Genomic DNA, 13,334 nt, shown 5'->3' on the forward strand with positions numbered 1-13,334 from the left:
TCATCCGGTAAAGGATTGCGCTCAATCATGAAAACACTTATCGCCACCCTCAGCCTCGCAGCCATCGCTCTCACCGGCTGCGCCACCCCAAAACAATGGGAAGCCACCGGCGGCAGCAAGACCGACGGCGTTGTCCAGGTCTCCTATGAACTGGGCCAGTTCGAAAGCGGGCAAACTTCCGCCGCTCAAGGGTTGGCCACCGCTGAAGGCCGTTGCAAGGTCTGGGGCTACAAGAGTGCCGAAGTGACGGGCTCGGAGAAAAACATCTGCCGCACCATGGGCCAGTACAACTGCCTGCAAACCACCATCACGCAGGACTATCTGTGTAAGCGCTGACCGCTTCGGTCTGCCGGTCGCGCAGCGCACGCAGGGTCGCGCGCAGCTCGGCCGGGCGTACCGGCTTGGACAGAATGGCGATCTGCCGATCATGCAGGGCCGCCTGGATTTTTTCGATGTCATGCCCGGTGATGATCATGGCCGGCACCGCATAACCCCGCTGACGGCGAACCTCGTCGATGCACTCGATGCCGGTACTGTGGGAGCCGAGGTCATAGTCGGCAACGATGATGTCGCAGTCCGTGACCAGACCCTGCCCGCTCAGCTCAGCCTGCACGACGCAGCCCCAACGCTCGAGCAACGCCGAAGTCGCCAGCAGAACGTTGCGATCATCCTCCACCAGACACACCTTCAACCCCGTCAGCAAACCGACCTGACGAGCCTCCTCCCGATTGACAGGCAACTGCGCTGGCGCGAGTGGCAGTCCATGCAAGGTCACCGCCGTGCCATGCCCCAGCCGTGAGCGGATCGCAACGTCGACCCCGATCAACTGCCCCAGACGCCGGACAATCGACAGCCCCAGGCCCACCCCTTCGACGTCCTTGTCGCGCAACTGGCGAACCCGATAAAACTCCTCGAACACCTTCGGCAAATGCTCTTCGGCGATCCCGCTGCCCCGGTCATAGATCGCGATGGCCAACCCTGCGCCGCGCTTGCGAACACCGATCAGCACCGGCCGGTGCGCACCGTATTTGAAGCAGTTGGAGAGCACGTTCTGCACCATGGTCGCCAGCAGCGCCGGATCGGTGCGCACCCAGTGTTCGCAAGGCCGCAAGCGCAGCTCCACACCCGCCCAGCGCGCGGCTTCGGCGTTCTGGCGGATCAGATCCGCCAGCCACTCGCCCAGTTCAAGCGTCTGCAAGCGGGGCAGAATCCGCCCGTTGTCGAGGGTGTAGAGATCGAGAATCGAACGAAACAGCTGCGACACGTTGAGCAGCGAACGGTCGATGCTGTCCACCAGCCGCCGCTCCTCCTCGCCCAGTCGCGACTCGCGCAGGCACGCGGTAAACAGTCCGATGGAGTGGATCGGCTGACGCAGGTCATGACTGGCCTGAGCCAGGAAACGCGACTTCTCAAGGTTCGCAGCGACCGCTTCTTCCGATGCCTTGCGCGTACGCTCCAGCAGCAGGTGCGCATACACCGGAATCACCGTGCTGGTGATCATCAGCATCAACACCATGAACGGTTGCGCCTGCCAGTACGGTGTCAGCCGGTAGACCGCCAACAGCGCAAGCAACGCCAACACCGTGGCGATCGCCAGGTAGCGAGAGCCGTAGCGCATGCCGTTGCCGAGATTGACCCAGACCATGACGGCATAGATGGGCAACGCCGCCTCGCCGCCGACCACCAGCCCGAAACTGGTGCCGGTGTAATCGTGGAGCATGCCGAAAATCCGCCGCGCCGGATAATGCCCCGGCCAGCGCACGATGGCCTGGCGCAGCACGACGGAGGCCAGCAGAAACAGGGAAATGTAGGTGATCACCGGCAGGTAAGTGTCGAAGCGCTGGCCCGGCAGAAAACCGAGCACGGCCATGTAAACCAGCGCGATGCTGGCGATGATGATGCGCAGATTGGCCTGGTCGAGCTCGGTGTTCTTTTCGAACTTCATGGGGGAACGTCCTTGTGCGGCAGTCGTCATAAACAGCACGAATCAACAGGCAATGCCTTCGCCCGGTGCTAAGGTGCATGCCGTGAGAAATGCTGCCCAAGGAGGGTTTTGCCATGGCGTGCCGAATCATCATAGCCGACGATCACCCGTTGTTTCGCGAAGCGTTGCTGCGCACTGTCCAGCGTCTGCTGCCCGAAGCCCTGATCGAAGAGGCCGGCGACCTCGACGCCGTGCTCGCTCTGCTGCCGGCCGGCGATGAGCCCGACACCTTGATCCTCGACCTGCGTTTTCCCGGCCTGACCTGTGTCAGCCAGCTCGCGGAACTGCGCCGGCGCTTGCCGAGAACTACGCTGATTGTGGTGTCGATGGTCGATGACGAGGCGCTGATCGGTGAGGTCATGGCGGCCGGCATCGATGGTTTTATCGGCAAGAACATCGCCCCTGACGAAATCGGCCAGGCGATCCGGGCGATTCGTGAAGGTGAGGTACTGGTGAGATTCGCCCCGTCCGGCCTGCTGCCGCTGGACACCGGCACCGCCCTCACCCCGCGCCAGCAAGAGGTGCTGCGGCTGATTGCCCAGGGCAAGACCAACAAGGAAATCGCCCGTGAACTGGATATTTCGCCGTTCACGGTGCGGATTCATGTGTCGTCGTTGTTACGGGTGCTCAACGTGCCGTCGCGGGCTGCGGCAGCAGTCAAGTATTCCGGTGCGGGGTAGCGCTGGAAGCCGAGATCAAGGATCAACCTGGGCCATCAGTTCAGGCACCGATTCCTGGCGTTTCGCATAGCGCTGCGCCAGCACCGCGCAGACCATCAGCTGAATCTGATGGAACAGCATCAGCGGCAGAATCAGCACGCCAATCGTGCTCCCGGCAAACAACACTTGCGCCATCGGCACACCGGTGGCCAGGCTCTTTTTCGAGCCGCAGAACAGAATGGTGATGCGGTCTTCCAGATTGAAACCGAACAGCTTGCCCAGCACTGTGGACGCGAGCAGCACCAGCGCCAGCAGGATGCAGCACACCACCACCAGCCCCAACAGGTCGATCACCGGAATCTGATGCCAGATGCCTTCGTTCACCGCCTCGCTGAACGCGCCGTAGACCACCAGCAGAATCGAGCCCTGATCGACGAATTTCAGCCAGTTCTTGTTGCGACCGACCCAGGCACCGATCCAGCGACGGGCGATCTGGCCGGCAATGAACGGCAGCAGCAATTGCACGCTGATTTTCACGATCGCGTCGAGGGTCGAGCCGCCGTCGCCGTGGACGTTGAGCAGCAGCGTCACCAGCAGCGGCGTGAGGAAAATCCCGAACAGGCTGGACGCCGCCGCGCTGCAAATCGCCGCCGGAATATTGCCCCGCGCCAGAGAGGTGAAGGCAATCGCCGATTGCACCGTGGCCGGCAACGCACACAGGTAAAGCATGCCCATGTACAGCTGATCACCGATCAGCGGCGACAACAGCGGCTTGAGCGCCAGCCCCAGTAGCGGGAACAGGACAAAGGTCAGGCCGAACACCAGCAAATGCAGGCGCCAGTGGCCGGCGCCGGCGATGATCGATTCCCGCGACAGCTTGGCGCCGTGCAGGAAAAACAGCAGCGCGATGGCGATGTTGGTCAGCCAGCCGAAACCGGTCGCGACCTGACCGCTGGCGGGCAGGAAGCTGGCCAGCAGCACCACACCGATCAGGGTCAGGGTGAAGTTGTCGGGCAAAAATCGTGGGCGCGTCATGGTTTGTTCATCCGGGGGTTGCCAGTACGTGGAAGCGACTCTAACGTGACTGGAAATTACCGACTAACGCCGAAGAACCCACAGATGCCGCCAAAAGGACACGACAAGAGCGTAAGACGCAGCATTCCCGGGCTGCCCAGCCTGCCGCGCCCGCTGTACGGGCGCACCGAATCGCTGCCCAATCGCGCGCTTACCCGCCGTCACAGTCATCCGTGGGTGCAGTTGTCCTACGCGATTCAGGGCGTGCTCGAAGTGCAGACTGCCGTCGGTCGTTTCGTTGCGCCACCGGAGCGGGCGGTGTGGATTCCGGCGGGCGTGCCGCATCGGGTTTTCAGTTCGCCGCACACCGAAATGCGCAGCCTGTACATCGATTGCAGCGTCGCCAACTGGGCGCCGGAGCGTTGTCATGTGCTCGGCGTCAGTGATCTTTTGCGTGAGCTGATTCGGGCCTTCAGTCAGATACCTGTCGAATATGACCAGAGCGGCCCGCACGGGCGCCTGGCCCAGGTGATCCTTGATCAACTGGCCGATGCGCCCCCCATCGATCTGATGCTGCCACTGCCGCAGGACAGTCGTTTGCGCCAGATCTATCAGAGTCTGGAGCAACATCCGGAACAGCAGACCACCCTGGCGCACTGGAGCGAAAAATTCGGCGTGACCGAGAAAACTCTGACTCGACTGTTCCTGCGCGACACCGGCTTGACCTTCCGAACCTGGCGTCAGCGCCTGCGTCTGTTGGGTGCGCTGACACCGCTGGAACGCGGCGAACGCGTCACCGACGTGGCTTTGGCCTGTGGTTATGACTCGACGTCAGCCTTTATCGCGGCGTTTCGCCAACAGTTCGGTGAGACGCCGGGAGAGTTTTTCCGATGAAATTAACCGATATTTATCGACTTTGTGCATGCCATTGGGCAAATTTCAGGGTAGAGTTTCGCCCATCAAGAATCTTTGACATCTTTCGACGATAACAATGATCAACCACCCTTTAGCGAACCTGTCGGCGGTAACAGCATGATCGAAGTCACTGAAGTTTCCATTGCCCAATTGCGCGCGGCGCTCGAATCCGGCCAGACCACCGCGGTTGAACTGGTCCAGGCCTACCTGGCGCGCATCGACGCCTTTGACGGCCCGGACACCGCCACTGCCCTGAACGCAGTGATCGTGCGCAACCCTGAAGCGCTGAAAGAAGCGCAAGCTTCGGATGCCCGTCGCGCCAAGGGCGAAACCCTCGGTCCGCTGGACGGCATCCCCTACACCGCCAAGGACAGTTATCTGGTCAAAGGTCTGACCGCCGCGTCCGGCAGCCCGGCCTTCGCCGATCTCGTAGCGCAGCGCGACGCGTTCACCATCGAACGCCTGCGTGCGGGCGGTGCGATCTGCCTGGGCAAGACCAACATGCCGCCGATGGCCAATGGCGGGATGCAGCGCGGGGTCTATGGCCGCGCTGAAAGCCCGTACAACGCTGATTACCTGACCGCGCCGTTTGCTTCCGGCTCGTCGAACGGTGCCGGCACCGCCACCGCTGCCAGCTTCTCGGCATTCGGTCTGGCGGAAGAAACCTGGTCGAGCGGTCGCGGCCCGGCGTCGAACAACGGCCTGTGCGCCTACACGCCGTCGCGCGGGGTGATCTCGGTACGCGGCAACTGGCCGCTGACGCCGACGATGGACGTGGTGGTGCCGTACGCTCGCACCATGGCCGACCTGCTGGAAGTGCTCGACGTGGTGGTCGCCGAAGACACCGACACCCGTGGCGATCTTTGGCGCCTGCAACCGTGGGTGCCGATCCCGAGCGTCGCCTCGGTGCGCCCGGCCTCCTATCTAGAATTGGCAGTGAAAAGCGATGCACTGGCCGGCAAACGCCTCGGCGTGCCACGCATGTACATCAACACCGACCCTGAGGCCGGCACCAGCGACGAGCCGGGCATCGGCGGCCCGACCGGGCAACGCATCAACACCCGCGCTTCAGTGATCGATCTGTGGAAACAGGCCCGTCAGGCCCTCGAAGCGGCCGGTGCCGAGGTGATCGAAGTGGATTTTCCGCTGGTCTCCAACTGCGAAGGCGATCGTCCGGGCGCGCCGACCGTGTTCAATCGCGGCATCGTCTCCAAAGAGTTCATGCACCACGAACTGTGGGACCTGTCGGCCTGGGCGTTCGATGACTTCCTGCGCGCCAACGGCGACCCGAAACTCAACCGTCTGGCAGACGTCGACGGGCCGAAAATCTTCCCGCACGACCCGGGCACCCTGCCCAACCGTGAAGGCGACCTCGCTGCCGGCATGGACGAATACGTGCGCATGGCCGAGCGTGGCATCACGCCGTGGGATCAGATCCCGACGCTGCCGGACGGCCTGCGCGGTCTGGAAAGGACTCGCAAGCTCGACCTCGAAGACTGGATGGATCGCCTCGGCCTCGACGCCGTGCTGTTCCCGACCAACGCCGACGTGGGCCCGGCCGACGCCGACGTCAACCCGGCCTCGGCGGACATCGCCTGGAGCAACGGTATCTGGGTCGCCAACGGCAACCTCGCGATCCGCCACCTCGGCGTGCCGACCGTCACTGTGCCGATGGGCGTGATGGCCGACATCGGCATGCCGGTGGGGCTGACGTTCGCCGGGCGGGCCTATGACGACTCGACGTTGCTGCGCCTGGCAGCGGCGTTCGAGGCGACTGGCTCCAAGCGTCTGGTGCCGCCGCGTACGCCCGCGCTGGCAACCGGCAAATAATAAAAAAGGCGGGATCTTTCGATCCCGCCTTTTTATTTATCTTTCTGCCAACTCTTCCAGTAAATCCGCCGAAGGCACAAAGAAGAGACTCCCTGTGACTGCGGTGCTGAAGTCCAGCAACCGGTCGTAATTGCCGGGTGGTTTGCCGACGAACATGTTCTCCAGCATCTGCTCCAGCGGCTCCGGCGACCGCGCATAACCAATGAAATAAGTGCCGAACTCCCCCGCGCCGGGCCGGCCGAACGGCATGTTATCGCGCAGGATTTTCACCTCTTCGCCGTCCTTGGTAATGGTGGTCAACGCGCTGTGGGAATTGCTCGGCTTGACCGAGTCGTCCAGCTCGATATCGGACAGTTTGGTGCGCCCGATCACCCGTTCCTGCGCTTCGACCGACAATTCGTTCCACGCTTTCATGTTGTGCAGATACTTCTGCACCAGCACATAACTGCCGCCACTGAACGTCTGATCTTCATCGCCTACGAGGGTGAAATGCTCGGCTTTGCGGCCGACCGGATTTTCCGTGCCGTCGACAAAACCGATGATGCTGCGCATGTCGAAATAGCGGAAACCCTGGACTTCATCCGTTACCGTCACGGCGCCGTCCAGCGCCAACATCAACTGCGTCGCCAGTTCGAAACACAGATCCATCTGATCGGCCCGAATATGCAGCAACAGATCGCCAGGTGTGGAAACGGCGCGCCGCCCTTCCACACCGAACTCGCGAAAGTCATGCAAGGACGCCGGACGTGGGCTGCCGAACAGACGATCCCACGCGCTGGAAGAAAACCCGCAGACACAGGAAAGGTTTCCCGAGGGGACTCGCTTGCCGACAGAGCGTGTCAGGCCGGCGATATCGGCGCACCAGTCGCGGACTTTTTCGGCGGCCTCAGCCTCGGCGTTGAGGGTCGCCACGATAAATATGGCAGCGCTGGTGATCGGGCTGCAGACGGCTTGAGGATCTGGCGTGTCGATGATCGTAGCTCCCAAAGTGGTGGACTGACTCGACAGCGAGGTTAGCAAAGAAGTGTTGAATGAAGTATTACCCGCGCTCTGCCCGTGTCGTCCGACACTTCGTTTTTAACGAACAATACCCACGAAATAAACGATTTTTCTTTGTCGGAAGGCTCCTACTAGCATGGCCCCGTCTACCCCGAAAAACATAAAGACAGGGAGAACGGCATGCACCCCATCAACATCGGCGAACCCTGGATGTGGGTCGCCTTCATCGTTTTTGTCCTCGCCATGCTGGCCGTCGACCTGTTCGTCTTCGGTGGGCGCAAGGCGCATCGGGTCTCGGTACGTGAAGCCTCATCCTGGGTGATCGCCTGGTGCATGCTGGCGATGGCCTTCGCCGGGTTGCTCTGGTGGTATCTGAACGGCGAATTCGGTCCCGAAATCGCCAAGGTCAAGACCCTGGAATTCCTCACCGGTTACCTGATCGAGCAGTCGCTGTCGATCGACAACATGTTCGTCTTCGTGATGATCTTCAGCTACTTCGCCGTGCCGCCGGAGTTGCAGCGCCGGGTGCTGCTGTACGGCGTGCTAGGGGCGATCGTGATGCGCGCGGCGATGATCTTCGCCGGCGTATGGCTGGTGTCGCAGTTCACCTGGCTGCTGTATGTGTTCGGTGTGTTCCTGATCATCACCGGGATCAAGATGCTGGTGTTCGCCGAACAGCAACCGGACCTCGATAACAACCCGCTCCTGCGCTGGGTTCGCGGGCATCTGCGGATCACCAACGGCTTTCACGGCGAGCGTTTTTTTGTGCTGCAGAACGGTGTGCGCTGGGCCACGCCGATGTTTCTGGTGCTGGTGCTGATCGAGGCCAGCGACCTGATGTTCGCGGTCGACAGCATCCCGGCGATCTTCGCGGTGACGACCGATCCGTTCATCATTTTCACCTCGAACATCTTCGCGATCATGGGCCTGCGGGCGCTGTACTTTCTGCTGGCGGACATGGCCGACCGCTTTCATCTGCTCAAGTATGGACTGGCGCTGGTGCTGGTGTTTATCGGCGGGAAGATGACGGTGATGCCATGGTTTCACATGCCGGTGGAGTGGTCGCTGGCGATCGTCGGCGGGCTGATTCTGGCGTCGGTGGTGCTGAGTCTGATCCTGACGAAGGACAAGTCGCCGGAGGAACGTCAGGCGAAATAACAGCCGTGGGAGCTAAAGGCTCCCACGGCTTTGAACCTATTTATCCGACTTGATGCTGGTCCAGACCCGGGTCCGCACCCGCTCCAGTTTCTGCGGCAACGGCTGCACCACGTACAGCTTCTTCAGCGCTTCGCTGGTCGGCGTCAGGTTCGGGTTGCCGGTGATTTCCTTGTTGATCAGCGGCAGCGAATCCTTGTTGGCATTCGGGTAACCGAGGAAGTCACTGATCGACGCGATGACCTTCGGATCAAGAAGGTTGTTGAGGAACTCGTGGGCCTCTTCAACGTTCTTCGCGCTCTTCGGAATGGCGAAGGTATCGAACCAGATCGGCGCGCCTTCCTTCGGCAGGCGCCAGTCGACTACTACGCCGTTTTTCGCTTCTTTGGCGCGGTTGCCGAACTGGTAGAAGCTGCCGGAATAACCGATGGCCACGCAGATGTCGCCGTTGGCGATGTCGGTCATGTACTTGGCCGAGTTGAAGTAGGTCACGTAAGGGCGAACCTTGAGCATCAGGTCCTTGGCTTTCTCATAGTCGGCCGGGTTCTGGCTGTTCGGGTCCAGGCCCAGGTAATGCAGGGCCAGCGGCAGGATTTCCGTCGGCGAATCGAGCATCGCCACGCCGCAGGATTTCAGCTTTTCCATGTTCTCCGGTTTGAACACCAGATCCCAACTGTCCACCGGTGCATTCTCACCGAGCGCAGCCTTGACCTTGGCCGGGTTGAAACCGATCAGCACCGTGCCGACCATGTAAGGCACGCCGTACTGATTGCCGGGGTCGTTGACGTCGAGCAACTTGAGCAGCGCCGGGTCCTGGTGACTCCAGTTCGGCAGCTTGGACTTGTCGAGTTTCTGGAACACGCCGGCCTTGATCTGGGTATCGAGGAACTGGTTCGACGGCACCACCAGGTCATAGCCGGAGTTGCCGGTCAGCAGCTTGGCTTCGAGGGATTCGTTGGTGTCGAAGGTGTCCCAGGTCACTTTGATGTTGCTTTTGGCGGCGAAATCCTTGGGCACCGACGGCAGGATGTAATCCGCCCAGTTGTACACCCGCAGTTCGCGCTGTTCGGCCTGTACGGCGCTGGCCAGCAGCGTCAGCCCGAAAACAGTGGCGCCCAGAATGCGTTTCATCGTGACCATGTTGTGTTTCCCCGAATGCAGCGTGAGTCGATGGTTTTTATGTTCTGTACACGGCAGCGGCTTGCAAATCAGCCAAGGGCAAGGAAGGTGCAGCATTTAATTGTGGTTTCGATTCTTCCTGACAGCGTAGACGCGGCACAGTAGCCCGTTGGCCAAAAGGGGATCGAAATGGCCAATTTGCTTGACCGCCGGGATGCGGAAACAACAATGCCCGACGAAGTGCCGGGCATTGTTTGAACAGCCTGCGAACGGTCAGTCGGTAAAACCCAACCGCGCCGCCCTGCTCTGCTGGGTCTGTCCACGGGTCGCCAGGCAGTAATACAGCGGGCACGTGACGATCAGGCCGACCAGCCACGACAGGTCCGCGCCTTCCACCAGATTGGCGTACGGCCCGACATACAAAGATGTGTTGGCAAACGGCAGCTGCACGATGATGCCGATGAAATAGGCAATGATCGCGTGCAGGTTGAACCGCCCATAAATGCCACCGTCGGCGCGGAAGATCGAGGCGATGTCGTAACTGCCGCGCTTGATCAGGTAGAAGTCGATCAGGTTGATCGACGCCCACGGCACCAGCACCAGCAGCAGCGCCAGAATCAAGCCGATGAACTCGGAAATGAAATCCGCCGACGCGCCTAGCGCCACCAGGCAGCAACCCGCCAGCACCACGCTCGACAAGATCACCCGCACCTTGATGCTCGGCGTCCATTGGCTGGCAAAGGTCTGGATCGAGGTAATGATCGACAGCACCGCGCCATACAGATTCAGCGCGTTGTGGCTGATGATATTGAGCAGGAACAGCACCATCAGAATCGGCCCCAGCCAACCGGTGGATTGCTTGACTGCCGCCATCGCTTCAGTGCCTTCCGGGGTCGCCAACACCGCCACCGCGCCGAAGGTGAACGACAGAATCGTGCCCAGCGTGGCGCCCAAGTAAGTGGCGATAAATGGCTTGCCGATACCGATGTCCGCCGGCAAGTAACGGGAGTAATCAGACACGTATGGAGAGAAACTGATCTGCCAGATGATCCCCAGCGACACCGTCGCCAGCCACCCGGACAGATTGAAGCTGCCACGGATAAAGAAGTCTGCCGGCAACTCATGGGCAAAGATGTAGATGAATCCGGCGAGCAGCGCGCTGCCCATCACCCAGGTGCCGATGCGGTTGAGCGTGTGGATGAAGTTGTAGCCGATCACGCCGATGGCCGTGGCGCTGAGGGCGCCGATCAGAATGCTCAGCGGCGCCGGCACCGACGGCGCAATGCCGACGATGGATTTGCCGGCCAGCACGATGTTGGAAATGAAGAAGCCGATATAGATGATCGCCGCGAAGAATACGATCAGCAGCGCACCGTAACGCCCGAACTGGCCACGACTCTGCACCATCTGCGGAATGCCCATGCGCGGGCCTTGCGCTGATGCCAGGGCGATCACCACCCCGCCGATCATGTGCCCCAGCGCAATCGCCAGCAGCCCCCAGAACAGGTCGAGGTGAAACACCTGGACCACCATGGCGCCGGTGACGATGGGCAGTGGCGCAATGTTGGTGCTGAACCAAAGCGTGAAAAGGTCGCGGGCCTTCCCGTGGCGTTCCGCGAGTGGGACGTAGTCGACCGTGTGATTCTCGATCAACGGATCTTGCCGGGACATCTGGGACATAAAAATGAACTCGATTGGGTCTGTTCTTATCGTTGTATGAAGCCAAACCGGGGGTGCTTCGTGGCCGCCCCTCAGATGCAGACCATATTATGGTATTCCGACATTTTCACAAGACTGATCCGCTGTTTGCGACGGCATCTGATCCGGCATCCTCCCTGATAGCCAGCGCTCACGGCTAGAGCAAAGCCCCGTAAATGCTGAGTTTCCGACGGATGAACCACGTTTATCGTTTCACCAAAAAAGCGCTTGCAATCGATGTATTACGGTATACCATCAGACCCATAAACACATAAAAACACGCTTCACCGCACTCGAGGATTGACCAATGATCGATGCTGCCGTCTACAAACAAGTCATGGGCTCGTTCCCATCCGGCGTTACCGTCATCACCACGCTGGATGACGACGGCCAGATCGTCGGCCTGACCGCCAGCGCCTTCAGCTCGCTGTCGATGGACCCGGCCCTGGTGCTGTTCTGCCCCAACTACAGTTCCGACTCCTACCCCGTCCTGATCAAGAACAAACGCTTTGCCATTCACGTCCTGTCCGGCGGTCAGCAGAGCGAAGCCTATGCCTTCGCCCGCAAAGGCAAGGACAAGGCGCAGGGCATCGAGTGGACGCTGAGCGAACTGGGCAACCCGATCCTGGCCAACGCGACAGCTATCATCGAATGTGAGCTGTGGCGCGAATACGAAGGCGGCGACCACGCGATCATGGTCGGCGCGGTGAAAAACCTCTTCGTCCCTCAGCAGGACGCCGGCCCGCTGGTGTATTGCCACGGCAAGATGGGCGCCCTGCCCGCCTTCGCCTGACCCGCACGATTGCACTTAAACAGGCCGGCAAGCGACCGGCCGACCACAAGAGATTCGAGGTAGCGTCATGAAATTTTCCCTGTTCGTACACATGGAGCGCTGGGACGAAAGCGTCAGCCACCGTCAACTGTTCGAAGACCTGACCGAACTGACGTTGATGGCCGAGGCCGGCGGTTTCAGCACCGTGTGGATCGGCGAACACCACGCGATGGAATACACCATCTCGCCGAGCCCGATGCCGCTGCTGGCCTACCTCGCGGCCAAGACCACCACCATTCACCTGGGCGCTGGCACCATCATCGCGCCGTTCTGGCATCCGCTGCGGGTCGCCGGTGAATGCGCGTTGCTCGACGTGATCAGCAACGGCCGGATGGAAGTCGGCCTGGCGCGCGGCGCCTATCAGGTGGAATTCGATCGCATGGCCGGCGGCATGCCCGCCTCCAGCGGTGGCCAGGCCCTGCGGGAAATGGTCCCGGTGGTGCGCGCACTGTGGCAAGGCGACTACGCCCACAACGGCGAGATCTGGAAATTTCCTACCTCCACCAGCGTGCCGAAACCGATCCAGAAGCCGAACCCGCCGATGTGGATCGCCGCGCGCGACCCGGACTCGCACAACTTCGCCGTGGCCAACGGCTGCAATGTGATGGTCACGCCGTTGATGAAGGGCGACGAAGAAGTCCTCGATCTGAAGAACAAGTTCCAGACTGCGCTGGACAACAACCCCGATGTGCCGCGTCCGCAATTGATGGTGCTGCGTCATACCCACGTGCACTCGGCGGATGACCCGGAAGGCTGGAAGGTGGGCGCGAAAGCCATCTCACGTTTCTATCGCACGTTCGACGCCTGGTTCGGCAACAAGGAAGTGCCGGTGAACGGCTTCCTGGCCCCGAGCCCGGAAGAGAAGTTTGCCGGGCGTCCGGAGTTTGAACTGGAGAGCCTGCACAAGACCGCCATGATCGGTACGCCGGAGGAGATCATTCCGCGGATCAAGTACTACCAGGAACTGGGAGTGGATGAGTTCAGTTTCTGGTGTGACAACAGCTTGCCGCATGCGGAGAAGAAGAAGTCGCTGGAGTTGTTTATCAAGCATGTGGTGCCGGCGTTCAGATAGACCTGCCGCCCGGCATACGAAAACGCCCCGAGCTATTCGGGGCGTTTTCATTTGGAG

At 60.9% G+C, this 13,334-nt stretch carries 12 protein-coding genes; 7 read left to right on the forward strand and 5 right to left on the reverse strand.

Features of this window, described 5'->3' with window-relative positions; translation table 11 throughout:
• The first annotated feature begins 27 nt into the window (after positions 1-27).
• Positions 28-336 (forward strand): YecR family lipoprotein, encoded by a 309-nt coding sequence (yecR, locus tag M5G18_RS07715; protein ID WP_273897396.1) that lies wholly within the window; start codon positions 28-30, stop codon positions 334-336.
• Here yecR and M5G18_RS07720 read toward each other — a convergent pair.
• Positions 308-1,945 (reverse strand): ATP-binding response regulator, encoded by a 1,638-nt coding sequence (locus tag M5G18_RS07720; RefSeq protein WP_273897397.1) that lies wholly within the window; start codon positions 1,943-1,945, stop codon positions 308-310. The genes yecR and M5G18_RS07720 overlap by 29 nt on opposite strands.
• A 113-nt stretch (positions 1,946-2,058) precedes the next feature.
• Between M5G18_RS07720 and M5G18_RS07725 the strand changes: the two genes are divergently transcribed.
• Entirely contained in the window at positions 2,059-2,664 is a 606-nt protein-coding gene (locus M5G18_RS07725) for a LuxR C-terminal-related transcriptional regulator (RefSeq protein WP_273897398.1), read from the forward strand.
• Positions 2,665-2,679: 15 nt separating this feature from the next.
• Here the strand turns inward: M5G18_RS07725 and M5G18_RS07730 are convergent, their stop codons facing one another.
• Positions 2,680-3,678 carry a bile acid:sodium symporter family protein gene (locus M5G18_RS07730; protein WP_007950443.1) on the reverse strand — a complete coding sequence of 333 codons (999 nt, stop codon included), beginning with the start codon at positions 3,676-3,678 and terminating at the stop codon, positions 2,680-2,682.
• An 84-nt stretch (positions 3,679-3,762) separates the two neighbouring features.
• Here M5G18_RS07730 and M5G18_RS07735 point away from each other — a divergent pair, with 84 nt between their 5' ends.
• Positions 3,763-4,551, forward strand: coding sequence for an AraC family transcriptional regulator (locus tag M5G18_RS07735; RefSeq protein WP_007950444.1), 789 nt, complete (start codon positions 3,763-3,765; stop codon positions 4,549-4,551).
• A 138-nt stretch (positions 4,552-4,689) separates the two neighbouring features.
• On the forward strand, positions 4,690-6,402 hold the full coding sequence (locus M5G18_RS07740; RefSeq protein WP_273897399.1) for an amidase: 1,713 nt from the start codon (positions 4,690-4,692) through the stop codon (positions 6,400-6,402).
• A 36-nt stretch (positions 6,403-6,438) separates the two neighbouring features.
• On the opposite strand, the gene M5G18_RS07745 is transcribed toward M5G18_RS07740, so the two are convergent.
• Entirely contained in the window at positions 6,439-7,389 is a 951-nt protein-coding gene (locus M5G18_RS07745; RefSeq protein WP_273897400.1) for a Dyp-type peroxidase, read from the reverse strand.
• A gap of 192 nt (positions 7,390-7,581) precedes the next feature.
• Between M5G18_RS07745 and M5G18_RS07750 the strand changes: the two genes are divergently transcribed.
• Entirely contained in the window at positions 7,582-8,559 is a 978-nt protein-coding gene (locus M5G18_RS07750) for a TerC family protein (protein ID WP_273897401.1), read from the forward strand.
• Positions 8,560-8,595: 36 nt separating this feature from the next.
• On the opposite strand, the gene M5G18_RS07755 is transcribed toward M5G18_RS07750, so the two are convergent.
• Positions 8,596-9,696 carry a polyamine ABC transporter substrate-binding protein gene (locus tag M5G18_RS07755; RefSeq protein ID WP_007950448.1) on the reverse strand — a complete coding sequence of 367 codons (1,101 nt, stop codon included), beginning with the start codon at positions 9,694-9,696 and terminating at the stop codon, positions 8,596-8,598.
• A 252-nt stretch (positions 9,697-9,948) separates the two neighbouring features.
• Positions 9,949-11,355 (reverse strand): purine-cytosine permease family protein, encoded by a 1,407-nt coding sequence (locus M5G18_RS07760; protein WP_273897402.1) that lies wholly within the window; start codon positions 11,353-11,355, stop codon positions 9,949-9,951.
• Between the two features lie 325 nt (positions 11,356-11,680).
• Here M5G18_RS07760 and M5G18_RS07765 point away from each other — a divergent pair, with 325 nt between their 5' ends.
• Together M5G18_RS07765 and M5G18_RS07770 are read left to right on the forward strand one after the other, a co-directional pair.
• On the forward strand, positions 11,681-12,166 hold the full coding sequence (locus tag M5G18_RS07765; protein ID WP_273897403.1) for a flavin reductase family protein: 486 nt from the start codon (positions 11,681-11,683) through the stop codon (positions 12,164-12,166).
• A 67-nt stretch (positions 12,167-12,233) separates the two neighbouring features.
• The gene (locus M5G18_RS07770; RefSeq protein ID WP_007950451.1) at positions 12,234-13,277 is read left to right on the forward strand and encodes an LLM class flavin-dependent oxidoreductase; all 1,044 of its coding nucleotides are present in this window, start codon (positions 12,234-12,236) and stop codon (positions 13,275-13,277) included.
• The last annotated feature ends 57 nt before the right edge of the window (positions 13,278-13,334 follow it).

It is taken from the genome of Pseudomonas aphyarum (assembly GCF_028657055.1).
In the GTDB taxonomy this organism is placed as follows: Bacteria; Pseudomonadota; Gammaproteobacteria; order Pseudomonadales; family Pseudomonadaceae; genus Aquipseudomonas; species Aquipseudomonas aphyarum.